We start from the raw sequence: 22,399 nt of genomic DNA on the forward strand, positions 1-22,399 counted from the left end.
TCGACCATGGGGGGTCAATCGATGAAGAAGACCGCGGTAGTCCTGCTCGCCGCCGCGCTCGGGGTCGCGCTCGCGCCGGCCGCGTCGGCGCATCCCGGCTGGGCGGCGACCTGGGCCGCCTCACCGCACGAACCGACCGACGTGTTCGGGCCCAACTGGGGGTCGCAGGGCTTCGACAACCACACCGTGCGCCAGGTCGTGCGCACCAGCGGTGGCGGTCCGGCGGTGCGCGTGCGCCTGTCCAACGCCTACGGGAGCGCACCGCTCCAGGTCACCGGGGCGACCGTCGCCCGGTCCGCCGACGGCGCGGCCGTGCGACCGGATTCGGTGCGGCACCTGACCTTCGGCGGGCACCGCTCGGTCACCGTGCGGACCGGCGGCGAACTCGTCAGCGACGTGGCGCTCCTGCCCGTGGAACCGCTGCAGAAGCTGACCGTCACGCTCTACTTCGCCGGGAAGACCGGGAAGGCGACCGGGCACTCGTTCGCCACCGCGACCAGCTACCGGGCCTCCGGCGACCACCGGGCGGACACCTCGGCCGCCGCGTTCGGCGAGAAGTCCGAGTCCTGGTACTACCTCAGCGGGGTGGAGACCGTCGACCGCACGCCGCGCCGCGACGTGGTGGTGGCCTTCGGCGACTCGATCACCGACGGCACGGCGTCCACCGTGGACGCCGACAACCGGTACCCGGACGAGCTGGCGGAGCGGTTGCGCGGCCACAAGAACGTGGTCAACGCCGGGATCGGCGGCAACCGGGTGCTCAACGACTCGGCGTGCTTCGGCGAGAAGGCCACCGCGCGGTTCGCCCGGGACGCCCTCGGGCAGCCCGACGTGCGCACGGTGATCCTGCTGGAGGGCATCAACGACATCGGGTTCAGCAACTTCCCGATCGACTGCGCCAAGCCCAACCCGGTGGTGACCGCGGCCGACCTGATCGGCGGCTACCGGAACCTGATCCGGCAGGCGCACGCGAAGGGCGTCCGGGTCGTCGGCGCGACCCTGCTGCCGTACAAGGGCGCGGCGTACTACACAGAGGCGGGCGAGGCGGTGCGGGACGAGGTCAACGCCTGGATCCGCGCCTCCGGCGAGTTCGACGCGGTGGTGGACTTCGAGAAGGCCACCGCCGACCCGGCCGACCCGGACGCGCTGCTGCCCGCCTACGACAGCGGCGACCGGCTGCACCCCAGCGACGCGGGCTACCGCGCGATGGCGCGGGCGGTCGACCTCTCGGTGCTGTGACCGGGCACCGCGCGCCGCCGGCGGTGACCGGCGGCGCGCGGTACCGCTAGCCTCCCTCGTCCGGGACCGGCGAGCGGAAGAGGCGACGGCGACGTGATCGTGATGGACAACCTGACGCTGCAAGGGGCACTTCGGGCGCTCGTCCCGGAGGTGGGCCACGAGCCGTTCCAGCCGGACCGGACCGCGCACGGCAAGTGGGACTACCGGCTCAACCAGGACCTCCGCTCCTGCGTCGACCTGGCCTGCCTGGGACAGCTGGTGCAGAACATCGTCCTGTTCGACCGGATCGGCTTCAGCGGCAACCTGATGGACTCCTGGTACCCGGGCGCCCACCGGCGGCGCGGCCGGTCGTGGTCGGACGCGCGCATCCGCGGCCCGGTCGAGCCGCTGGGCCTGCCGGTCGAGTTCGACGGGCTGGCCGACCTGTTCGTCGTGGCCGACAGCACCGACGAGAACGAGTGGATCACCGACCTGGCGGTGGGGACCGACCTGGCGCTGAAGCGGGTGGACACCGAGCTGTTCGACCGGTACGTGGCGACGCTGGCCGAAACCGGTGCGCTGGCGACGTTCCTGGACATCAGCAGCAGCTACTTCCAGACCGGCTACTCCGATCCCGGGCTGTTCTCCGACCTGGAGCACGCGGTCGAGTTCTTCCGGCTGATGCACCACGTGCTGCGCCGCGACGCCGAGGCCGAGGCCGACGACGAGAGCCCGGAGAGCTTCGAGAGCAGGCTCCGGGCCACCCCGCCCGAACTGCGCGCCGGCCTGCTGGAAAGCCGCTACCGGGAGCAGTCGGCGACCCTCGAACGCCTGGAGCGGACGGTGTTCGCGGCCACGGCCTTCGGCAACGCGCAGGAGTGGGCCCGTCGGCAGGTCGGCAGCCGGGCGGACTTCTTCGGGATTCCCGTCGACGGCGACAACCTGGCCCAGAAGGCCCACGCGATGGCGGACGTCGTCCGCAACGTCGCCGCGACCTTCTACTACCAGGAGATCGCCGACCAGCTGGCCGCGCCCTACGCCCCGCACCCGCTCCGCGCGCCGTTCGCGGTGCTCCGGGAGATCGGGCCCGACGACCCGGTCGCACCCGACGAGGCCGGCCTGCTGGCGGCGCTGGACCACCTCCGGGCGTGCCGGGCCCGCGAGGTCAACGAGGTGCTCGCGCACGGGAACCCGACGTCGAGCCTGCACGTCGACGTGCGGCTGCCGTTCTTCCTGGCCGCGGTGCTCGCCGAGGTCGACTCGTCGACCACCGTCGTGGAGGCCGCGCTGCACCTGCGGGACGCCCCGGCGGCCCGACGCCTGCGCGGCTGGTTCGCCGAGCTGCGCGCCGGCGTGGACGGAGGGGACATCGGCGTCGCCGGGATCCGCCGCCGGGTGGCCGAGCTGAACCGGGCCGTCGACCGGTGGTGGCGCGACGGGCCGGCGGGCGGTGCCGGCGAGGTGCAGGTGACCGCCGGGATCAACATCGGCGTCCTGTCGGCGCAGGTGAACACCAAACGGGCGGTCGAGCGGCGGGCCAGGTCACCGCGCAGCCTGCGGTTCGTCCAGGACCTGGCGCAGATCAGCGACGCCACGCCGAGGTTGGCCCCGCTGGTCTCGCGGGTGTTCGGGCGTCGGCGCGCCCGCGCGTGGAACGCGGGTCAGGCGACCTTCGACGCCATCGGCGGCATCGGCCGGTCGGCCACGCTGCTCGGCCCCTGACCGGGAAAAAGAGAGCGGGCCGCCCGGCCCAGGGCGGCCCGCTCCCGTCCGAGGGGGGAACTCCTCGGGAGGAGCGGGCCACCCCGCCGAGGGCGGCCCGCTCCCGTCTCAGGACTCCGCGCCCACGATCAGCGCGGTGTCGGCGACCTGCTCGAAACTGGTGACCCGACCGTCCGCGACCCGCCAGATGTGGGTGAAGCGGGCGGTCATGCCCTTGCCGGTGGCGCGGTGCACGCCGGTGTAGCTGCCCAGCGCGACGACCGTGTCGCCCGCGTCCAGCAGCTCGTCCACGGCCACGCCGAAGGACGCCCACTCCGCGCCGATCCGCTCGAAGACGTTGGCGACGATGGCGTCCCGGCCGATGTAGGTGCCGCCGTAGGTGGAACCGGCGGCCTCGGTCCAGGAGGCGTCGGGCGCGAGCGGTGCCAGCATCCCGGCCAGGTCGCCCCGGTCGGAGGCGGCGTAGTGGGCCTGGACGACTTCCAGTGCGGTCATGTTCTTCCTTCTCAGACGGGCTGTTCGTCGGGGTAGGACACCCGGCCGAGCGGGAGGATGTGCGCGCCGCCGGGAGCGCTGCGGATCTCGCCTTCGCCGTTGAGGCCGAAGAACGTGCCCGTGGTGCGCATGGCGTCCATGTCGTAGAGCCACGTGGTCGCGACCGGGATGCGGAACTCGCGGAAGGTGAACACGTACCGGTTCTCCGCGATCTTGTACGCGGTCGCCAGGTCCACGTCGCCGTGCCCGCGCTGCTCGCCCACCAGGCACTGCCAGGCGTAGCGCTCCGAGCTGAGGTACACGTGCTCGTAGAGGTGGTTGGGGCTGTACCGGTAGAGCGCGCGGAACCCGATCAGCTCGCGCGTCTCGGCGGCCGGCTCGCCCTTCGGGCCGACGCCGTCGCCGGTGTCGAGCACGCCGGGCTTGAAGACCTGCGACACCTGCGGGACGCCGTCGACCTTCTCCTCGGCGATGGTCGACTCGACGCTCAGCGTCCGCCGGTTGTCCACGTCGGCGATCAGCACCGCGCACTCGCGCGGCGTGTTGGTGTCGATGAGCGACAGGAAGTAGATCCCCGGCGCGCCCTCCACCGCCTCGTACCGGTCGGTGCCCGACGCCTCGCCGGCGGTCCACGCGGCGTGCGAGGAGTCGGTGAAGGTCAGCGTGACCTCACCGCCCTCGTCGTGCCGGACGGTCCAGGTGAGGCCGACCAGGGCGTCGGTGCGCGGCAACCGGTTGCCGTCGATGCCCTTGGCGAAGTCGTCGACGGTCTTCCAATCCGACATCGGATGTCCTCTCAGGCCAGTTCGATGGTGGGCAGGTCGACGGCGCTCGCGCCCGCGTCCGCGGTGACGACGGCGCCGCTCACGATCGAGGCGTCCGAGGAGGCCAGGAACGCGATCACGGACGCCACCTCCTCCGCTTCGGCGGGACGGCCCAGCGGGGTGTTCTCGGTCAGCAGCGCGTAGGCGTCGTCGCGGCTGAGGCCGCGGCTCCCGCCGAACCGGTCCATCTGCTCGTCGGCCATCGCGGTGCGCACCCAGCCGGGGCACACCACGTTCGCGCGGACGCCGTGCTTGCCGTAGTCGCGGGCGACCGAGCGGCTCAGCCCGACCAGGGCGTGCTTGGTGGCGGTGTAGCCGGCCACCGCCGGCCCGGCGAACAGGCCCGCGAGCGAGGACACCAGCACGACCGAGCCGCCGCCGTCCACCAGACCGGGCAGCGCGGCCCGGATGGTGGCGAACGCGCTGGTCAGGTTGGCGTCCAGGGCGAGCTGCCAGCCCTCGTCGGTGGTCTCGCCGGCGGTGCCCAGCCCGTGGCCGCCCGCGTTGGCGACGACCACGTCGATCCGGCCCAGGCGTTCGGTGGCCTCCGCGACGACGGCGGCCATCGCCGCGCCGTCCGCGGCGTCGGCGGGCAGCGCGAGGGCGGCCTCGCCCAGCGGGCCCGCGACCTCGGCCAGCGGCGCGGGCCGGCGGCCGGTCAGCACGACCTTGCCGCCCTCGGCGACGATCAGCCGCGCGGTGGCCGCGCCGATGCCGGTGCCCGCGCCGGTGATCAGGGCGACCCGGCCGGTGAATCGAGAGCCCATGTCGGTCCTCCAGTGGTGACGGCGAGGTCGGCGACCGTGTCGGCGACCTCGGCGGGATCGGGGGTGCAGCGGGCGGTGACGGAGCGGACCAGCACGCCGGCGGGCGCGGCGTCCTCGGCCACGGCGCGGACCAGCCCGCGCACGCCCGCCGCCGCGGCCGACTGGTGGGGCAGGTGCGGGCAGGAGACCGCGACCGCCACGATCACCCCGGACCGCATGGCCCGCAGCGCGGCCCGGGTGGTGTAGAACGCGGCGTCGAGCTGGGTGGCCAGCACCGCGTGCCACGCCTCGTCGTCCACGGCCAGCGTGGTGAGCGCGCCGGTGCCGCGGGGGCCGGGGCAGGGCATCGCGGGCGTGGTGACGACCAGCAGGTCCAGCCGTCCGAAGTGGTCGACCACCGCGGTGACCGACGATTCGGCCTGCGCCGGGTCGGCCGCCTCGGCACGCACCGCCATGCCGCACCACAGCGCGCCGCCCACCAGTTCCACCGCCGTGGAGTCGGCGTCCAGCGCCGCCACCCGCGCTCCGGCGGCGTCGAGCCTGCGCGCCACCGCCGCGCCGATCCCGGAGCCCGCTCCGGTCACCAGCGCGACCAACCCCTCCATGCCCATGATCGGACGTTATCCGCGCGACACCCGCCCGCCCCATAGCCGGAGCGGGCGGGTGCGCCCGAAATCAACGACCGTTCACGGTCGGGCAACTCCGAACCGCGGCGGGGTCAGGTCGCCGACGGCCACGTGCACCGCGCGCAGGTCGCTGTAGAAGTCGATGCTGTGCGCACCGCCCTCCCGGCCGACGCCGCTGGCCTTGATGCCGCCGAACGGCGTGCGCAGGTCGCGGACGTTGTGCGAGTTGATCCAGACCATGCCGGACTGCACCGCGCGGGCCACCCGGTGGCCGCGCTTGAGGTCCGAGGTCCACACGTAGCCCGCCAGGCCGTACTTGGTGGCGTTGGCCAGCGCGACGGCCTCCTCCTCGGTGTCGAACGGGGTCACGCAGACCACCGGCCCGAAGATCTCCTCCTGGAACACCCGGGCGTCCGGCGCGACGTCGGCGAACACCGTGGGGGACAGGAAGTTGCCCGAGTCCAGGTGCGCGGGACGGCTGCCGCCCGCGACCAGCCGGGCCTCGGACTTGCCGATCTCCACGTACTCCAGCACCCGCGCGTAGTGCTCGGGGTGGATCAGCGCGCCGACCTCGGTGGCCGGGTCGGACGGCAGGCCCACCCGCACCGCCGACGCGCGGGCCGCCAGGGCCTCCACGAACGCGTCGTAGATCTCCCGCTGCACCAGCACCCGCGAGGAGGCCGTGCAGCGCTCGCCGTTGAGCGAGAAGACGCCGAACACGGCGGCGTCGACGGCCTTGTCGAAGTCGGCGTCGGCGAAGACCACGCACGGCGACTTGCCGCCCAGCTCCATCGACACCTCCTTCAGGTTCTCCGCCGCGGTGCGCATGATGATCTGGCCGGTGCCGCTCTCGCCGGTGAACGACAGGCGCGGCACGTCCGGGTGCGCCACCAGGGCCGCGCCCGCCGACTCGCCGATGCCGTGCACCAGGTTGAACACGCCGTCCGGCACGCCCGCCTCGGCCATGATCCCGGGCAGCAGGCTGGCCGACAGCGGCGACCACTCGGCGGGCTTGAGCACCACCGTGCAGCCCGAGGCCAGCGACGGCGCGAGCTTCCAGGTCTCCAGCATGAACGGCGTGTTCCACGGCGTGATCAGGCCCGCGACGCCGGCCGGCTGCCGGATCGCGTAGTTGACCTGCTTGTCGCCGACCAGGTAGGCGTCCTCGTGCTGCGCCACGATCACGTCGGCGAAGTAGCGGAAGTTCTCCGCCGCGCGGTGCGCCTGGCCCTTGGCCTGGGTCACCGGCAGGCCGGTGTCGAAGGTCTCCAGCTCGGCCAGCCGGTCGGCGCGCGACTCGATGGCGTCGGCGATCCGGTTGAGCACCTTGGCGCGCTCGCGGTCGGACATCTTCGGCCACGGGCCCTCGGTGAACGCCCGGCGCGCGGCGGCGACGGCGTTGTCGATGTCGGCCGGGCCACCGGCCGCGACGGTGCCGTACTCGGTGTCGGTGACCGGGTCGGAGACCGGGAAGGTCGCGCCGTCGACGGACGGGACGTCCTTGCCGTCGATGTGGTGCAGCAGTTCGGTCGGCAGGTCCGCCGGCTTCTTCACGGTGGTCATGCGTTCACTCCAGACGGGATGAGCAGGTCGGCGGCCTCGGCGCGCAGCTTGGCGATCTTCTCCAGGCCGGCCGGCGTGGGCTCGATCAGGGGCGGGCGGACGTAGCCGCTGGAGATGCGGCCCAGGTCGGCCAGGACGTGCTTGGCCGGCGCCGGGTTGGTCTCCACGAACAGCAGTTCCACCAGCGGGGCGAGCCGGTAGTGGAGGTCGATGGCGCCCTGGTGGTCGCCGGAGACGTACAGCTCGTACATCCGGGCCACGGCGGCGGGCGCGATGTTGGCCAGCGCGCTGACGAACCCGATGCCACCGATCGCCAGCAGCGGCAGGCACAGCAGCTCGATGCCCGACCACATCAGGAAGTCGCGCCCGCACTTGTGCAGCACGTGCGAGAAGTGCTCGAAGTCCTTGGTGGTCTCCTTGATGCCCACGATGTTGTCGTGCGCGTGGCGGAGCTTGGCCACGGTGTCCGGCGCGATGTCCACGGCCGTGCGGGACGGCACGTTGTAGATCACGATCGGCATGTCCGGGAACTCGTTGGCCACCGCGCCGTACCACGCGATGAGGCCCTCCTGGGTGGGCCGGCTGTAGTACGGCGTGATGACCAGGGCGAGGTCCGCGCCGAGCTTCTGCGCCTGGTCGGTCAGCTCCAGGGTGTGCTCCAGCGTGACCGCGCCGGTGCCGGGCAGGAACGGCACCCGGTCGCCCAGCTCCTCGGCCACCACGCGCATCGCGGTGATCCGCTCCTCGATCGTCTGCGCGCTGGGCTCACCGGTCGACCCGCCGATGGACACACCGTGCGAACCGGACTCCAGCTGCCAGCGCACCAACGCGCGCAGGCTGTCGGTGTCCAGCGCGCCGTCGGCGGTGAACGGCGTGACGACGGGCGCGATGGAACCGCGGATCTGCGCCGGGTCGGAACGGAACCTCATGACGTGAACTCCCCTGGAAACGGGGCCGGGGACCTCGTGTCCACGGCCCGGAGGGTGTTGAGCTTGTGCTCGCGGGCGAAGCGCTCCACGACCTCGGCGGGTGCCTCGGCGCGCAGGAGGCGCAGCAGTTCGGCGTGCTCGGCGACCGACTCCCGGGCCCGGCCGGGCACCAGGCTGAAGGTCGTGCGCCGGGTCATGTCCAGCCGCGACCACTCCTTGTCGACCAGCTCGCGCAACCGGGGGTTGGGCGTCGCGCCGCACAGCAGGAGGTGGAACTCGCGGTTGAGCCGGGTGAAGCCGAGCGGGTCGAACTCGACCAGGGACGCGGCCATCAGGTCGTTGAGGTGGGCGGCGCGGTCCAGCAGCGCCTCGGTGACCCGCGCGGTGGCGACCGCGTGGCCCTCCAGCAGCGCCAGGGCCTCCATGGTGTGGCGGTAGCCGTCCGGGTCGAACTCGGCGACCTGCGCGCCGACGTTCTGCTCGAACACCACCCAGCCCTCGGCCTGCAACCGGCGCACGGCCTCCCGCACCGGGACCGGGCTGATGCCCAGTTCCCGGGCGATGCGGTCGAACACCAGCCGCGCGCCGGGCCCGTACCGGCCCTCCGCGATCCGGTCGCGCAGCGTCTCGTACGCGTACTGGGTCTTGGAGCGGACTGGGGCGGCGGTCATCCCGACCACTCCTCGTACTCGGCGCGCTTGGCCGGGCCGAGCGGGTAGAGGCCGTCGATGCCCTCGCCGGCGGCCACCCGCTCCAGGATGAAGCGCTCCTCGCGCTCCATCTTCACCGCGTCCGCGGCGACCTCGTCCACCAGCGCCGGCGGGATCAGGATGACGCCCTCGGCGTCGCCCACCAGCACGTCGCCCGGCCGCACCAGGACACCGGCGCACGCCACGTCCACGCCGACCTCCCACGGCACGTGCTTGCGGCCCAGCACGGCCGCGTGCGGGCCCGCGCTGTAGGCGGGCAGGTCGACGTCCGCGAACGACGGGCTGTCCCGCAGGCACCCGTCGGTGACGACGCCCGCCGCACCCCGCTTGAGCGCGCGCAGCGCCAGGATGTCGCCGAGCGTGCCCGCGCCGTGGTCGTCGCGGGCGTCGATCACCAGGATCTGGCCCTCCCCGATGGACTCCACGGCCCGCTTCTGGGCGTTCATGCCGTTGCCGCGCTCGGCGAACTGGTCCTCGCGCAGCGGCAGGAACCGCAGCGTGTGGGCCGTGCCGACCATCCGCAGGTCGGGCCGCGAGGGCTTGAGCCCGGTGAGGAACGTGTGGTGCAGGCCGCGCTTGCGCAGCTGGCTGGACAGCGTCGCGGTGGACACCGACCGCAGCGCCGCCTCGGTCTCCGGCTTGATCGCCGGGACGCTGCCGCCCACGGCCGCCGCCTTGTCCTCGCGGGTGACCTTGGGCCGCGCGCCGGGCTTGGCCAGCGGCTCGGCCTCGCGGACCGCGTTGCGCAGCCGCTCGGTGTCGTTGACCGCGACCTCGACGACGTCACCGGGGGCGACGACGGTCGCGCCGGTCGGCGTGCCGGTGAGGATGATGTCGCCCGGCTCCAGCGTGATGTTGCGGCTCAGGTCGGCGATCAGGTAGGCGAAGTCGAACAGCAGGTCGCCGGTGTTGTCGTCCTGCACCAGCTCGCCGTTGACCCACGTGCGCAGGCGCAGGTCGCGCAGGTCGACCTCGCGCGGGTCCAGCAGCACCGGGCCGACCGGCGTGTAGCCGTCCGCGCCCTTGGACCGCAGGTTCGAGCCCCGGTCCGCGTACCGCAGGTCGTGCACGCCGAAGTCGTTGGCCGCGGCGATGCCGCCGATGTACTCGGCGGCGTCGTCCCGGCTCACCTGCGCCGCGCGCTTGCCGATCACGATCGCGATCTCGCCCTCGAACGCGGACAGCTCCGTGCCCTCGGGCCGGACCAGGTCGCGGCCCGACCAGGACAGCGACGACGGCGGCTTGAGGAAGTACGAGGGCTCCTCCGGGAACCGCCCGCGCTCCGCCGCCCGGCTGCGGAAGTTCAGGTGCACGGCGATGATCTTGGTCGGCGCGAGGCCGAGCGGGTGCGTCATGCCTTCAGTCCGTCCGGGATCGGGAAGTCGACGATCACCTGGCCGGTGCCGCTGCTGGGGAAGTAGTCGCACAGCTGCTCGCCGTGACCGGTGTACTCGTCCCAGCCGAGGATGCCGAACAGCATGCCGGTGTCGGCCATCGCGGCCTCGCCGGTGAACCGCTCGTTGTAGGCGGGCAGCGCGGCCAGGAACTCCGGGATCTTGCCGGTGGTCCACTGGTCGAGCACCAGCCGGTCGGCCTGCTCGTTGATCGGGTTGCTGATCTTGTCCAGGTACTGCGACGAGATCTCGTTCGGCGGGAACTGGTGCGACAGGGAGCCGCTGGCCAGGAACGCCACCTTGCGGTCGCTGCGCAGCACGGCGCGCGCGATCGCCTCGCCGACCCGGCGGTTCTCGTCGATGGAGGAGTAGATGTTGCACCCGACCGGGACGACCTCCAGCGGGTCGCCGTCGCGGTTCATGAAGTGCATCGGCACCAGCGTGGCGTACTCCAGGCCGAGGTCCTTCACGTCGTGGACCAGGGACTTCTGGCCGCCGGCGTTGATCTCCTCGCCGATCAGGCGGGCGAGTTCCTGGTTGCCGGGGTAGTCGTACTCCAGGTCCTGGATGAAGTGCGGCAGCTCGTGTGACGCGTAGCTGCCCTGGTGCCGAGCCTTCCCGTTGATGTGGAAGCTCATGCTGTTCATCCAGTGCGAGTCGGCCACCACGAAGGTGTCCGCACCGCGCTCGCGCGCTCGGCGGCCGACCTCGGCCAGACCGACCTCTGCGGGCCTGCGGATGCCGTGGTGCTTGCCGGGGTGGATGGACAGCCAGATCGACGGCACATGCGTGATCTTCGCGGCCAGCACGACCTCACCCATGGTCACCTCCGCATCGGGGATCGTGTAGCGGATCGAATACGATCCGTTCCCGGCACGTGCTGTCGTGCCGGCTATCCAGGTCTAACAGCACTCGGGCCCGGTAGGGTTGACCACGGGCGCACGCCATTTGACTCCGTGCGCACCGGCCGGTCGGAGCAATACGCTTCGGCAACGACCCCTTGACGAACGGGCGAATCGCGACGACTGTGCCTGTCACGCAGTGTTACGCAGAACACTGTGCAACACCAGGTCCGGGAGGGCAACGATGTCCTACGTGCTGACCACCGCCGGCGTGCCGGCGACGCAGCAGTTCGATCTCTGGCAGTCGGCGGTCTCGCAGACGTTCGTGCCCTTGGAGGCCACGGCGGGCGAGCACTCGACGTTCCGGGGCCGGTTGCGCGGTCAGAACCTGGGCAGCGTCGCCGTGTACGAAGCGTCGGCGGACGCGCACACCGTGCGACGGACCGCGCGGGCCATCTCCCGCGCGGCACCGGACTACTACAAGCTCTCGCTGCAACTGCACGGCACCGCGAAGCTCACCCAGGACGGCCGTCAGGCCGCGCTGCGCCCCGGGGACTTCGCGATCTACGACACCACGCGGCCCTACTCGCTGGCCTTCGACGACGTGTCGTCCACGATGGTCCTGATGTTCCCCCGCTCGATGCTGTGCCTGCCGACCGGCCAGGTCGAGCAGCTCACCGCGATCCGGTTCGCGGGCGGCCAGGGGGTCAGCGGGATCGTCAGCACGACCCTGGTCCAGTTGGCGCGCAACATCGACGACCCGCAGGTGCACGGCAGCGTCCGGCTCGCGCGCAACGTGGTCGACCTGCTGGGCACCGCGCTGGCCGACCAGGTCGACTACGCCGACGTGCCCGCCGAGACCTCCCGCGCGGCCATGCTCGTCAAGATCAAGTCCTATGTGGAGACGCACCTGGAGGACCCGGAGCTCTCGCCCGGCGACATCGCCGCCGCGCACCACATCTCCACCCGGTACCTGCACAAGCTGTTCAGCGAGGCGGGCACGACGGTGTCCGGCTGGATCCGGCACCGTCGGCTGGAGCGCTGCGGCCAGGATCTCGCCGACCCCGGCAAGCACCAGCTCGCCATCGGCGTGATCGGGGCCCGCTGGGGCCTGGTGGACGCCTCCTACCTCAGCCGCGCGTTCAAGACCGAGTACGGCCTGTCCCCCTCGGAATACCGCCGTCGCAGCGTCGAGCACCGGGCGCGCTGACGGTCAAACGCCATGCGCCCGTGAGCAAGCGCTCCGGGAACGCGGCAGCCCACACTGGGCCGCGATGAGCCAGTGGAGGGGAGTCGACATGCGCGCGACAGGTCTGTACATCGGCGGCCAGTGGACCGCCGGGGCGGGGGAGTTCACCACCACCGACCCCGCTACCGGTGAGCAGCTGGCGGTGGTCGCCGACGCGAGCGCGACGGACGTGGACGACGCCGTCGCCGCCGCGCGCGAAGCCCTGCCCGGTTGGACCGCCACCCCGGCGACCGAGCGCGCGGCGCTGCTGTGGCGGCTCGCGGACCTGATCGAGGCGGACGCAGAGAAGCTCGCCGAGCTGGAGACCCGCGACCAGGGCCAGCCGCTGGGCGTGGCGCGGGCGGTCAGCGTGACCGGTGCGGCCGAGCACTTCCGGTACTTCGCCGGCTGGGCGACCAAGCTGGACGGGGCGGTGCGCAACGTCTCGTTCCCCGACACCCTGCAGTTCGACCGCCGCGTGCCGGTCGGCGTGTGCGCCCTGATCGCGCCGTGGAACTTCCCGCTGATGATCATGGCGTGGAAGCTCGCACCCGCGTTGGCCTGCGGCAACACCGCCGTGATCAAGCCCGCCGAGCAGACCCCGCTGACGACTGTCCGGCTGGTCGAGCTGTGCGTCGAGGCCGGGTTCCCGCCCGGCGTGGTGAACCTGGTGACCGGTGGCCCGGAGACCGGCAAGGCGCTGGTCCGCCACCCCGGCGTGGACAAGGTGTCGTTCACCGGCTCCACGTCGGTGGGCCGCGACATCGTCACCGCGTCCGCCGCCGACCTCAAGCGGATCACGCTGGAGCTGGGCGGCAAGACGCCCACCGTCATCGCCCGCGACGCCGACATCGACGCCGCCGTGGCCGGCACCATCGCGGGCGGGCTGCTCAACAGCGGCCAGGTCTGCGCCGCCTACGCCCGGCTGTACGTCGACAAGGCGCGCCAGGACGAGTTCACCTCCAAGCTCGCCACCGCGGCGTCCGGCCTGCGCCTGGGCGCGGGCCTGCACCCGGACACCGACCTCGGCCCGCTGGTCAGCGCCGAGCACCGGGACCGGGTCGAGTCGTTCGTGCGCGGCGCGGTCACCGAGGGTGCCGACCTGGTCACCGGCGGCGAGCGCGGCGACGGTCCGGGCCACTTCTTCCGCCCGACCGTGTTCGGCGGCGTCCAGGACGCCATGACCATCGCCCGCGAAGAGGTCTTCGGGCCGGTCCTCGCGGTGCTGGACTACGACGACGAGGACGAGCTGCTGCACCGCGTCAACGACTCGCCTTACGGCCTGGCGGCGTCGGTGTGGAGCAACGACCTGCGCACCGCCCACCGCCTCGCGGACGGCATCCGCGCCGGCGCGGTGTTCGTGAACATGCCGTGCATCCCGGACGCGGCGGCCCCGTGGGGCGGCTTCCGCTCCAGCGGCTGGGGTCGCGAGATGGGGCCTTACGCGATCGACGCGTACACCGAGATCAAGGGCATCTGGATGCACCACGGCTGAGCGTGTCTTGCTCGACCACGACGGCCCGGCGTGCGATCGCACGCCGGGCCGTCGTGTCGTTCGCCGGCCGCAAAGTGCCGACAACCCGGACACGGACTCCCGGACCAGGTAGAACTCCTCTCAGGCGCCGGGCATCCCCGGTGTGCCGGACGAGCAGAGGGGGAACCGGTGGCCGGTGAGACGCGCGGCGTCCGACCGTGGACGGTCGGCGCGGCCGGCCTCCTGGCCGTGGTGCTCGCGGTCGCGGCCGGTCTGGCGGGTCATCACCTGCTCACCGCCGGAACCGGCCCGTCCGCCCCGGCCGGGAAGTCCGGGACCGGCGACCTGCGCACCGACCTCGACCCCCTGCGCACCAGGTTCCCGGCGCTGGCCGGGGCGACGGCGGCCCGGTGGATGTCGGGCACCTTCGGGCGTGCGGACACCCCGGGCCCGTCGCTGTACTGGATCGACGCCGTGGTCACCCTGCCGCCCGCCGAGGCGCGACGCCTGACCACCCGCCACGCCCCGACCGCGCAGGGCGCGACCCCGGACGTGGTGGAGGGCCTGCGCGACCACCTCCCGCCGGGCCCGTTCCTGACCGGCGACGCGCTCGACCGGGCCATCGGCCACGACGACTGGCGGCCGTCGGTGTACCTGGACGAGAAGACCGGGCAGGTCGTCCTGGTCGCGTCCGGCGAGTAGCCCGGCCACGCCTTCCCCCATCGGGAACGAATCCCACGGTGGGTCAGCAGAAGTTCTTGTAATCCCGGGAATTGCGGACGGACGAGGTCTTGTCGTTCATCTCGTCGCCGATCCAAGAGGCGTCGTACACGTAGGTGCCACATCTTCCCGAGGTCCCGTTGTGCTCGTATAGGCGCACTCCGCGACAGTTGTAGTACGACCGGAACGACGAGACCCGGTCATTCCATCCGTCGGGCATGGAATCCCAGCGGTAGCCATCGGAATCGCAGTCGACGGCCACTCTCAGTTCGAGCGAGTCGCCGCCGTAGTCGATGTGCTCGTACACCTTGAGCACGACCGGGCCGGCGATGGACGCGGCGAGCTTCCCGCACTGGTAGCCGCGCAGGCCCAGCAGGGTGGGCTCACCGGGCACTTTGGCGCCCACCGGCTGGTACAGGGCCGCGCAGTGGACCGCGGCGGCCTGCGGGCCCGGTGCCGGGCTCGGGGTCGCGGCGGCCTGCCCGGCGACCGGCAGCGTGCCGACGAAAACGATGACGAGACCGGAGAGGAAGCGTCTCACGAAGAACCCTCCAATGGTGGAAGGGGTGGGTGCGGAGTTTGGTGCGCCACCCCGTCGTCCGGGTTTGGGTGCGTTTCCGAAGTTCTCGGAATGCGTGCGCGCTCGGTGGAAACCCTCTTCCGGGATCGACCCTAGGACAGAAAGGACCGCTGATGTCGGGTGGAATGGAGAACCGCTCGATCGGCCGATGGGCGCACCCACCCAAAGTGACTCCGTCGGGCCGGACAGGCGACTCGACCGCCGGAGTGCGCACAGCGGAAATCCCACTTTCGGCGCTTGCCCTCGACCGGGCCGGGACTCGTCCTCGGCGGGTCAGGCGCGGGCGAACGCGAGGAAGTGCGCGCTCGCGTTGATCAGCAGCGGGTCGGTCTCCAGGAGGCGGGCGCAACGCAGGGCCGCGTCGACGTGGTCGTCGAAGCCGGCGGTCCCGGCGACGTCCAGCGCGGGCCACGCCGGGCCCTCCACGCCGTAGACGACCGCGTCCCGGAGGCCCGCGGCGGTCAGTTCGCCGTGCAGTTCGTCGGCCGTGTGCCAGCGGGTTTCGGTGAAGCCCACGTGGCCGTCGTAACGCCCGCTCGCGATCACCGCGCCCACCGGGGCGACCAGGTCCGCGGTGAGCGCGCCCGTGGTGCCGGTCTCCAGCGCCGACAGGTAGCGGCTGATGGCCGCCGCGACGAGCAGCCCTCCCGGGCGCAGCGCGCGACGTGCCTCGGCCAGGGCCCGGGTCCGGTCGGTCGCGGACACCAGGTGGTAGAGCGGGCCCATGAGCATGACCACGTCCGCGCTGTCGTCCGCGACGGGCAGGTCACGGGCGTCGCCCAGCGACGCGGTGACGCCGGGCAGGGTCGACGCGTGGTCGACGTGCGCGGGCACGATGTCGATGAGGTGCACGGCGTGGCCGTCGTCGGCGAGCCACCTCGCGTGCACGCCCGTCCCGCCGCCCACGTCGAGGATGCGCGCCGGCGCGGTCACGTGTCGGCGGACCAGTTCCTGTGTGCGCAGGTACTCCAGACGTCCGTGCGGTGTCCGGTGCAGGCGGTCGTTCTCGTCGAAGACGCCGGTGTAGTGCCGGATCAAGTCGGTCATCGGGGGATGTTCCCGGCCGGACGTGCTGCGGGGCAACGAGGTTTCGGCCGGGCCGCACGGTCCGCGCGGTGGCGCGGACCGTCGCCGCCGCCGCCGAACCGCGCTCGTCCCGGGTTTCGCGCAGGGGACAATGCCCGTCGTGAGTCGGTTCGGGTGTGGCGGGGTGTCGGGGGGAGACGGTTGATCCTGCGGGCGGTGCGGTGCGTCGAGGGCGCGCCGGCGCTGGGGACGCGGTGGCGTCGGCTGAGGTCGCTGCTGTTGTGGTCGGCGGTGGTCCTGCCGGGCGCGGTGGCGGTCGGCTGCCTGGTGCTGGGGGTCCTCGCCGAGGACGGCGGCCGGTGGCGTGCGCTGCCCTGCGCCGTCTCGACCGCGATCGCGGTGCTCCAGGTCGGGTGGCTGTGCCGGCGGGGGCTGTCCAGGCCGACGTCGTGGCCGCCGGTGGCGGCGTCCGCGGCGGTCGGGCAGGTGCTGTTCGGCGCGATTCCCGGTTACGGCCTCGCGGAACGCGCCGCGTCGCCCGCCGTCGCCGGGGCGCTGTTCGCGGGTTGCCTGGCGGGCGCGGTCGGGTCGTGCGTGTCGGCGCGCAGGGCCCGCCGCACCCTGCTGGACCCGCCGGTGCCCGAGTTGGGGGCGACCGGGTTCCGCCTCGACTACGCCCTGCGGATCGCGCCCCGCCGCAACCAGCGCGTCACGGCGCGGATGGAGATCGGCGGCGACCTGGTGCAGTGGTGGGCGCAGTCGCACCGGGGACGCAAACTCGGGCCCCGCGTCCACTTCTCGGTGTGGTCGGCCCACTTGCGCGAGGTCCGCGCCATCACCCTGCCGCCGGAGCCCGTCGAACGCCGGTGGGTGGTGTTCGAGGACGGGAGCGTCCTGCACACCCGACCCGGTCCGGCGCTGCTGTTGCGGACCGGCGACGGCGACTGGGTCGTGCCGATGGACGACGCCGTCGTGATCGGCGAGATCCTGTTGTCCCGCAAGAAGTTCAGCGCAAGACGCCGGTGACCGCCGAGTCGGTCATCGGGGACGTTCTCGACAGGACGTGTTGCCGGGCAACGAGGTTTCCGGCCGGGCCGTACGATTCGGCGCACATCCGATCTTGAGGGGTAAGTCGTGCGGAGTCTTGTCGTCGCGGTCTGCGCTGTCCTGGCCGCGACCGGTTGTTCAGCGGGTGCCGAACCCGCGTCGCCCACCGGCGCCGCGCCCGACCGGGAGGCGGCCGTCAAGGCGTTGCTGCTGCCCGAGGACGTCACCGCCGCCCAGGGGCTCACGAAGGCGGGCGAGCCGGTCACGGGGGTGGGCAAGCTGATCGAGTGCCCCGACCTGGCCTCCGCCGGGCAGGCGACGGCCGGGATCACCGCGAAGTGGACGTGGGCCAAGGACGGCCGGGAGGTGACCATGACCCAGTACAACGCCGTCTACCAGGGCGTGTCGGGCAAGGACGTGGTCAAGCAGGCCCGCGCCGCCTCGAACTGCCACCGGGCCAGGGAGAGCCTCCAGCCCGAGGAGGCGCTGACCGCCGACGAGTACTTCCACCTCAACACCGGCTTCCCCACCACGAACCGGATGGTGGACGACCGGTACGCCTACTGCGTCTCCAACGCCGCCAAGGAGCACAGCGTGTGCACCGGGATCATGGCCAAGGGCGACAAGGTCGTCCGCCTCACCGTGGACGGCAAGGGCGACCGGCGCGGCATGGAGAGCCCGTCGGTGGAGATGTTCGCCCAGGCGCTCACCGACCGCCTGCTCGGCTGAGCCCTCAGACCCAGTACGGGTCGGCTCCCCGGGTCAGCCTGGCCAGGGAGCCGACCCCGGTCGACTCCGACGACGGCCGGACGAACCCGGCGCGGGCCGCGATGCCCGCCGCCTCGCCGCGCGAGGAGCAGTCGAGCTTGGTCAGCAGGCGCTCGACGTAGGTCTCCACGGTGCGCCGGCTGACCACCAGGCTCTCCGCGATCGCCTGGTTCGACAGGCCGGCGACCAGGCCGGTCGCGATGTCGAGTTCGCGCGCGGTCAGGCCCGACGGGTTCTCGAACGGCGCGCACGCCGCCACCACGCCGGTGCGGGGCCCGTCGACCACCCTCAGCAGCCGCACCCGGTACCAGCCGTCCCTCGCGGGCCACAGGAACGGCACGGTGCGCACGCCCAGCGCGGAGAACGCCTCGGCCAGCGCGCGCAGCGCCGGGTCGTCGGCGACCGGCGCGGCCGCGCGGCCGGCCACCGGGCCGTGCGCCGGGAACACCCAGCTCGCCGTCCACTCCGGATCGAACCAGGCGTCGAACGTGGGGCAGTACAACGGGTCCACCCGGCGGGCCAGCGCGGAGCCGACCTGCGCGACGAAACCGCGCGCCGGCTCGCCGAACGCGTCGCGGACCGGCGCGTTGGCGTGCAGCACGCCGACCACCTGGCGCGAGCCCGCCATCCGGAGGGTCGCCGAGAGGCCGTCCTCGAAGCCCGCCGGGCGCAGCCGCTCCTGGTAGTGCGGCGAGTCGCGGAAGTTGTGCGGCATGTCGTCCATCAGCAGCGGCACGGGGGAGTCGAACAGCTGGCCGCCCCACCTCGTCCGGGGCAGCTCGTGCGCGAGTTCCCGGCTGATCGCCCGCTGGTAGCCGTCCTCGGCCATCACCACGAAACCGCGCGACACCGGGTCCCAGGCGGTCACCTGGACGGCGCAGATGTCGGGCACCGCCACGCGGAGGGCGGCGAACACCTCGTCCCACTCCACGGCGGCACCGCTGCCCAGGGCGGCACCGATGCGCACCGCCGAGGCCACTTTCGTGGTGTCCATCGGCTCTCCTCGGTAGGTGCACAACCTACGGTGCGTGACGTGATCATGACAATACCGGGTCACCCGCAGTGCACGACGGGGTGCACTGCGGGTCAACTGAGGTTCCCGGGGCGTCAACCGGGCTGACCGTCCGTCACTCCCCGGGATCCACCACCCCCCGAACGAGCCACAGCTCGGCGACCGCCGCGCGCAGCCGCACGTCGAACGGCCGCGTGATCCGAACCGGCTCGGCCGCCGCGAGGGCACCGCCCTCGGGCACGGTCCGGGCCGTCGGCGCCCGCCACGGGCCGCCGTCCGGGTTGGACCGCCGGGCGGCGCGGTGAGCGGGGCCAGTCCGGTCGCGGGTCCGCCCCGAACCCGGCGCGAGCACGCCGACGCCGGGGGTCGTCACCGCAGCGCTTCCTGGGAGAACGCGGCGCGCAGCGCGGCGGCGGCCCGGGCGTGCGCGGTGACCGAGATGCTGAGCTGGTCCACGAGCAGCGCGAAGAACCCGTGGATCTGGCCCTCGTAGCGGATCAGGGTGACCGGGACGCCCGCGTCCAGCAGCCGGTGCGCGTACTCCTCGCCCTCGTCGCGCAGCGGGTCGAACTCGGCGGTCATCACCAGCGCGGCCGGCAGCCCGCCCAGGTGCGAGGCGGCCAGCGGCGCCAGGTACGGGTCGTCCAGGTCGGACGGGTCGCGCGGGTACTGGGTGAAGAACCACTCCATGCTCTCCCGGTCGAGGAAGTGGCCCTCGCCGTAGTCCAGGTAGGACGGCCGGTCGCTGGGCGGCGCGGTGACCGGGGCGGCGAGCAGCTGCAGCGAGATGGCCGGGCCGTCGTGGTCGCGGGCCATCAGCGACACCACGGCGGCCAGGTTGCCGCCCGCGCTCTCCCCGCCGACCGCGATCCGGCCGTCCGCGCCGATCTCCGCGCCGCGGTCGGCGACCCACAGCAGGGCCGCGTAGGCGTCCTCGGCGGCGGCCGGGTAGCGGTGCTCGGGGGCGAGCCGGTAGTCCACGGAGACCACCACCATGCCCACCGCGTTGCACAGCGCCCGGCACGTGCTGTCGTTCTCCTCCAGGGACCCGATCACCCAGCCGCCGCCGTGGAACCACACCAGCGCCGGGAACGGGCCGTCGCCGTGCGGGGTGTAGACCCGCACCGGGATGTCGCCCGCCGGGCCGGGGATGGACCGGTCCACCACCGAGTCGACCGGTTCCGGGTGCGGCGAGGGCTGCCAGGACTTGGCGAACGCGGCGCGCATCTCGGCGGGCGACGTCCCGTCGAGCGGCAGCAGGCCGCCTTGGGCGTCGGTCGCGTCGATCACCGCGCGCGCTTCAGGGTGCAGCGGCATCGGGGTCGTCCTCCGTGTCCGGTCCCGCGCCGAACCGCCGCAGCACGGCGGCGGTCAGCCGGGAGACGTCGTTGTCGTCCTGGTCGTGGGACAGCGCGCCGCACCACCCGATCGACCCCGTGGCGAACACCGCGCCGCCGCCGGGGGTGTCGAGCAGCGTCAGGTCGGCGCGGCGGCGGTCCAGCGGGTCGCCCAGCGGGTGCGGCGTGGTCGGTCCGGTGTCGGCCTGCACGTACGCCTCGCCGAGAGCCGCCCGGCCCAGCAGCACGATGTTCGGCGGACTGCCCAGCAGCGGGTCGATGCCGTCGGTCTCGAACGAGGCCGCGTTGCCCTGCACCGCGCCGAACCCGCCCAGCGGCGAGGACAGCCCGTCCAGCAGCGGGTGCGGACCCGCCAGCTCGTACGCGCCGCCGCCGTCGAGACCGGCGGCGGTGGTGCCGATGCCGAACAGCCGGTGCGGCGGGCGCCCGCGCTCCTGCCACAGCCCGCCCGGCTCGCCGGTGGACGACAGGTGCAGCTCGCCCGGTTCGGCCTCCCACATCCGCACGCCCGCGTAGCCGCGCCGCAGCTCCGCCAGGTGCGGCTTGCGCGGGTGGATCGAGGTGACCCAGTACGCGCCGTTGCCGCCGAGGTAGCCGAGGTTCCCGCCGCCGTCCAGGTAGCGGTCGGCGGCGTCGAGCATCGCGCCGGTCCAGTACTCGGGGTGGCTGCCGGTGACCACCGCCCGGTAGCCCTCCAGCGCGGCCGCGCCGTCGGCGTGCAGGTCGTGGTCGGTCAGCACGTCGAACGCGAAGCCCCGCCGGCGCAGCCAGCCCACCAGGTGCAGGTCCTCGCTGTACTGGTGCGGGCCGCCCGCGTGCCGGAACACGTGGTCGTCGCGCACGCCCAGCAGCGGCCGGCGCAGCGACGCGGTGGCCGCGCCGCTGCCGTCCCGGTGCCGGTCGTACAGGCTGTGCAGGTGGTTGTCCCGCGCGAACGGGGCCGCCACCTCCGCCGGGTCCTCCGGCAGGAACGGCATGTGCACGTGCTCCAGCGCGTAGGCCAGGTAGCTCAGCGTCGGCACCAGGAACGCCAGCCGCGCGGTGGGCCGGGTCGGCCGCACGAACAGCGGCAGCCGGTCCACGCCCTGCGCCGTGGCCAGCTCCACGGCGTAGCAGCCGCCGGGCAGGTCCTCGGGCAGGGTGAACTCCAGCACCGGGTCCCAGCCGCAGTCGGCCAGGTCGTCGGAGTGGAAGTGCACCGCCGAGTAGCCCCGGTCGGCGAACCGCCAGTCCAGCACCTCGCCGGTCCAGTCGTGCCCGGTGACCCCGCGCAGCGGCTGGTTGTGCAGCGCGCCGTGCCGGCCGTCGACCAGTTCCAGCAGGGTGTCGCCGCCGATGCCGTGCGACAGCTCCCAGTGCGCCCGCGCGCCCAGGTGCCACGCCGAGCGGGTGTCGGCGACCAGCCAGTCCAGCTCGGTGCGCAGCTCGGCGAACACCGTCGGCCCGTCCAGCTTGCCGTCGAAGTGGCCGCCCACCCGGCCGCCGACCCGGCGCGCGGCGAACAGCAGCGACGCCGCGCCCTCCACCAGGGGGCCGGCCGGCGGCACGGTGACCACCACGTCGGCCTCGTCGGCCAGGCGGTCGCGCGGCCGGACCTCGATCCGCGCGCCGGCCTCGCCGTAGCCGCCGACGACGAGGTACCAGCGGCGCGGCCGCAGCACCGGGCCGCGCACCCGCACGACGCCGTCCCCGGTGCGCACCGCGAACTCCGGCGTGCCGTCGGCGCGCAGCGCGAGTTCCGCGAACGGGCCGCCCGCCTCGTCGCCGTGGCTCATCAGCCCCGCCCGGTCCGCCGGGAACGCCGTCGGCCAGACCCACACCGCGAACGACACCGCAGCGCCGAGCGTCGGCGGGCGCGGCACCAGCCCGTACGAGCCGTGGTCGAAGTCCTGGTGCGGCACCGCGATCCGGGCCGGCAGGTCGACGTCCACGGGCGTGCGCACGGGCGCGGTCCCGTCGTGGTCCACGCGCAGCAGGCGCACCCGCGCGTCCGGCGTGGACGCGCTGGCGTGCACGGACACGCGGTCACCCGGCCGGTAGTCCAACCGGTCGGTGTAGCCGACGACGGGTGCGCGGGTGTGGTCGACAGGTGCCAC

General features: G+C 73.2%; 22 protein-coding genes. 7 read left to right on the forward strand and 15 right to left on the reverse strand.

The features are described 5' to 3' along the window. The first annotated feature begins 21 nt into the window (after positions 1-21). Both AC0HI0_RS05515 and AC0HI0_RS05520 read left to right on the forward strand, forming a co-directional pair. Positions 22-1,239: an SGNH/GDSL hydrolase family protein gene (locus AC0HI0_RS05515; RefSeq protein WP_480931150.1), complete on the forward strand. Its 1,218-nt coding sequence runs from the start codon at positions 22-24 to the stop codon at positions 1,237-1,239. Between the two features lie 102 nt (positions 1,240-1,341). Then, a complete protein-coding gene (locus AC0HI0_RS05520; RefSeq protein WP_480931151.1) occupies positions 1,342-2,940 on the forward strand; it encodes a hypothetical protein in 1,599 nt (532 codons plus the stop codon). 108 nt (positions 2,941-3,048) lie between these two features. On the opposite strand, the gene AC0HI0_RS05525 is transcribed toward AC0HI0_RS05520, so the two are convergent. The 9 genes from AC0HI0_RS05525 to hpaD form a co-directional block, all read right to left on the reverse strand. Beyond that, entirely contained in the window at positions 3,049-3,435 is a 387-nt protein-coding gene (locus tag AC0HI0_RS05525) for a nuclear transport factor 2 family protein (protein ID WP_480931152.1), read from the reverse strand. Positions 3,436-3,446: 11 nt separating this feature from the next. After that, positions 3,447-4,220, reverse strand: a complete 774-nt coding sequence (locus tag AC0HI0_RS05530) for a molybdenum cofactor biosynthesis F family protein (RefSeq protein ID WP_480931153.1) — start codon at positions 4,218-4,220, stop codon at positions 3,447-3,449. Between the two features lie 11 nt (positions 4,221-4,231). Further along, on the reverse strand, positions 4,232-5,026 hold the full coding sequence (locus AC0HI0_RS05535) for an SDR family NAD(P)-dependent oxidoreductase (protein ID WP_480931154.1): 795 nt from the start codon (positions 5,024-5,026) through the stop codon (positions 4,232-4,234). Continuing rightward, positions 4,993-5,637, reverse strand: coding sequence for an SDR family NAD(P)-dependent oxidoreductase (locus AC0HI0_RS05540; RefSeq protein WP_480931155.1), 645 nt, complete (start codon positions 5,635-5,637; stop codon positions 4,993-4,995). The genes AC0HI0_RS05535 and AC0HI0_RS05540 overlap by 34 nt, the downstream gene beginning before the upstream one ends. Before the next feature lie 75 nt (positions 5,638-5,712). Beyond that, the gene (hpaE, locus tag AC0HI0_RS05545) at positions 5,713-7,215 is read right to left on the reverse strand and encodes a 5-carboxymethyl-2-hydroxymuconate semialdehyde dehydrogenase (RefSeq protein WP_480931156.1); all 1,503 of its coding nucleotides are present in this window, start codon (positions 7,213-7,215) and stop codon (positions 5,713-5,715) included. After that, complete coding sequence (dapA, locus tag AC0HI0_RS05550) at positions 7,212-8,144, reverse strand: 4-hydroxy-tetrahydrodipicolinate synthase (RefSeq protein WP_480931157.1); 933 nt, start codon at positions 8,142-8,144, stop codon at positions 7,212-7,214. The genes hpaE and dapA overlap by 4 nt, the downstream gene beginning before the upstream one ends. Next, positions 8,141-8,815, reverse strand: coding sequence for a GntR family transcriptional regulator (locus tag AC0HI0_RS05555; protein WP_480931158.1), 675 nt, complete (start codon positions 8,813-8,815; stop codon positions 8,141-8,143). The genes dapA and AC0HI0_RS05555 overlap by 4 nt, the downstream gene beginning before the upstream one ends. Next, the gene (locus AC0HI0_RS05560; RefSeq protein WP_480931159.1) at positions 8,812-10,209 is read right to left on the reverse strand and encodes a fumarylacetoacetate hydrolase family protein; all 1,398 of its coding nucleotides are present in this window, start codon (positions 10,207-10,209) and stop codon (positions 8,812-8,814) included. The genes AC0HI0_RS05555 and AC0HI0_RS05560 overlap by 4 nt, the downstream gene beginning before the upstream one ends. Next, positions 10,206-11,069, reverse strand: a complete 864-nt coding sequence (hpaD, locus tag AC0HI0_RS05565) for a 3,4-dihydroxyphenylacetate 2,3-dioxygenase (protein ID WP_480931160.1) — start codon at positions 11,067-11,069, stop codon at positions 10,206-10,208. The genes AC0HI0_RS05560 and hpaD overlap by 4 nt, the downstream gene beginning before the upstream one ends. A gap of 265 nt (positions 11,070-11,334) precedes the next feature. On the opposite strand from hpaD, the gene AC0HI0_RS05570 reads away from it, so the two are divergent. The 3 genes from AC0HI0_RS05570 to AC0HI0_RS05580 all read left to right on the forward strand — a co-directional run bounded on the left by AC0HI0_RS05570 (position 11,335) and on the right by AC0HI0_RS05580 (position 14,494). After that, positions 11,335-12,300 (forward strand): AraC-like ligand-binding domain-containing protein, encoded by a 966-nt coding sequence (locus tag AC0HI0_RS05570; protein WP_480931161.1) that lies wholly within the window; start codon positions 11,335-11,337, stop codon positions 12,298-12,300. Positions 12,301-12,388: 88 nt separating this feature from the next. After that, the gene (locus tag AC0HI0_RS05575) at positions 12,389-13,813 is read left to right on the forward strand and encodes an aldehyde dehydrogenase family protein (RefSeq protein WP_480931162.1); all 1,425 of its coding nucleotides are present in this window, start codon (positions 12,389-12,391) and stop codon (positions 13,811-13,813) included. A gap of 168 nt (positions 13,814-13,981) precedes the next feature. Then, a complete protein-coding gene (locus tag AC0HI0_RS05580; RefSeq protein ID WP_480931163.1) occupies positions 13,982-14,494 on the forward strand; it encodes a hypothetical protein in 513 nt (170 codons plus the stop codon). Positions 14,495-14,537: 43 nt separating this feature from the next. On the opposite strand, the gene AC0HI0_RS05585 is transcribed toward AC0HI0_RS05580, so the two are convergent. Both AC0HI0_RS05585 and AC0HI0_RS05590 read right to left on the reverse strand, forming a co-directional pair. Next, positions 14,538-15,053 carry a hypothetical protein gene (locus tag AC0HI0_RS05585; protein WP_480931164.1) on the reverse strand — a complete coding sequence of 172 codons (516 nt, stop codon included), beginning with the start codon at positions 15,051-15,053 and terminating at the stop codon, positions 14,538-14,540. Positions 15,054-15,365: 312 nt separating this feature from the next. Continuing rightward, positions 15,366-16,139, reverse strand: coding sequence for a class I SAM-dependent methyltransferase (locus tag AC0HI0_RS05590; protein ID WP_480931165.1), 774 nt, complete (start codon positions 16,137-16,139; stop codon positions 15,366-15,368). A gap of 180 nt (positions 16,140-16,319) precedes the next feature. On the opposite strand from AC0HI0_RS05590, the gene AC0HI0_RS05595 reads away from it, so the two are divergent. Both AC0HI0_RS05595 and AC0HI0_RS05600 read left to right on the forward strand, forming a co-directional pair. Continuing rightward, a complete protein-coding gene (locus AC0HI0_RS05595) occupies positions 16,320-17,144 on the forward strand; it encodes a hypothetical protein (RefSeq protein WP_480931166.1) in 825 nt (274 codons plus the stop codon). A 108-nt stretch (positions 17,145-17,252) separates the two neighbouring features. After that, positions 17,253-17,894 (forward strand): hypothetical protein, encoded by a 642-nt coding sequence (locus AC0HI0_RS05600; RefSeq protein WP_480931167.1) that lies wholly within the window; start codon positions 17,253-17,255, stop codon positions 17,892-17,894. Positions 17,895-17,898: 4 nt separating this feature from the next. Here the strand turns inward: AC0HI0_RS05600 and AC0HI0_RS05605 are convergent, their stop codons facing one another. From AC0HI0_RS05605 to AC0HI0_RS05620, 4 genes are all read right to left on the reverse strand, one after another. Further along, positions 17,899-18,927 carry a helix-turn-helix transcriptional regulator gene (locus AC0HI0_RS05605; RefSeq protein WP_480931168.1) on the reverse strand — a complete coding sequence of 343 codons (1,029 nt, stop codon included), beginning with the start codon at positions 18,925-18,927 and terminating at the stop codon, positions 17,899-17,901. Between the two features lie 133 nt (positions 18,928-19,060). Further along, on the reverse strand, positions 19,061-19,318 hold the full coding sequence (locus AC0HI0_RS05610) for a hypothetical protein (RefSeq protein WP_480931169.1): 258 nt from the start codon (positions 19,316-19,318) through the stop codon (positions 19,061-19,063). Then, on the reverse strand, positions 19,315-20,262 hold the full coding sequence (locus tag AC0HI0_RS05615; RefSeq protein WP_480931170.1) for an alpha/beta hydrolase: 948 nt from the start codon (positions 20,260-20,262) through the stop codon (positions 19,315-19,317). The genes AC0HI0_RS05610 and AC0HI0_RS05615 overlap by 4 nt, the downstream gene beginning before the upstream one ends. Next, positions 20,246-22,399, reverse strand: a complete 2,154-nt coding sequence (locus tag AC0HI0_RS05620) for a N,N-dimethylformamidase beta subunit family domain-containing protein (RefSeq protein ID WP_480931171.1) — start codon at positions 22,397-22,399, stop codon at positions 20,246-20,248. Before AC0HI0_RS05620 ends, AC0HI0_RS05615 begins: the two co-directional genes overlap by 17 nt.

Source organism: Saccharothrix sp. NBAS 001 (assembly GCF_056640475.1).

Excerpts from the sequence above, each read along its gene's own strand:
- AC0HI0_RS05515 (WP_480931150.1), top strand. The coding sequence starts at position 22 with ATGAAGAAGACCGCGGTAGTCCTGCTCGCCGCCGCGCTCGGGGTCGCG.
- AC0HI0_RS05520 (WP_480931151.1), top strand. The coding sequence starts at position 1,342 with ATGGACAACCTGACGCTGCAAGGGGCACTTCGGGCGCTCGTCCCGGAG.
- AC0HI0_RS05525 (WP_480931152.1), bottom strand. The coding sequence starts at position 3,435 with ATGACCGCACTGGAAGTCGTCCAGGCCCACTACGCCGCCTCCGACCGG.
- AC0HI0_RS05530 (WP_480931153.1), bottom strand. The coding sequence starts at position 4,220 with ATGTCGGATTGGAAGACCGTCGACGACTTCGCCAAGGGCATCGACGGC.
- AC0HI0_RS05535 (WP_480931154.1), bottom strand. The coding sequence starts at position 5,026 with ATGGGCTCTCGATTCACCGGCCGGGTCGCCCTGATCACCGGCGCGGGC.
- AC0HI0_RS05540 (WP_480931155.1), bottom strand. The coding sequence starts at position 5,637 with ATGGGCATGGAGGGGTTGGTCGCGCTGGTGACCGGAGCGGGCTCCGGG.
- hpaE (WP_480931156.1), bottom strand. The coding sequence starts at position 7,215 with ATGACCACCGTGAAGAAGCCGGCGGACCTGCCGACCGAACTGCTGCAC.
- dapA (WP_480931157.1), bottom strand. The coding sequence starts at position 8,144 with ATGAGGTTCCGTTCCGACCCGGCGCAGATCCGCGGTTCCATCGCGCCC.
- AC0HI0_RS05555 (WP_480931158.1), bottom strand. The coding sequence starts at position 8,815 with ATGACCGCCGCCCCAGTCCGCTCCAAGACCCAGTACGCGTACGAGACG.
- AC0HI0_RS05560 (WP_480931159.1), bottom strand. The coding sequence starts at position 10,209 with ATGACGCACCCGCTCGGCCTCGCGCCGACCAAGATCATCGCCGTGCAC.
- hpaD (WP_480931160.1), bottom strand. The coding sequence starts at position 11,069 with ATGGGTGAGGTCGTGCTGGCCGCGAAGATCACGCATGTGCCGTCGATC.
- AC0HI0_RS05570 (WP_480931161.1), top strand. The coding sequence starts at position 11,335 with ATGTCCTACGTGCTGACCACCGCCGGCGTGCCGGCGACGCAGCAGTTC.
- AC0HI0_RS05575 (WP_480931162.1), top strand. The coding sequence starts at position 12,389 with ATGCGCGCGACAGGTCTGTACATCGGCGGCCAGTGGACCGCCGGGGCG.
- AC0HI0_RS05590 (WP_480931165.1), bottom strand. The coding sequence starts at position 16,139 with ATGACCGACTTGATCCGGCACTACACCGGCGTCTTCGACGAGAACGAC.
- AC0HI0_RS05605 (WP_480931168.1), bottom strand. The coding sequence starts at position 18,927 with ATGGACACCACGAAAGTGGCCTCGGCGGTGCGCATCGGTGCCGCCCTG.
- AC0HI0_RS05615 (WP_480931170.1), bottom strand. The coding sequence starts at position 20,262 with ATGCCGCTGCACCCTGAAGCGCGCGCGGTGATCGACGCGACCGACGCC.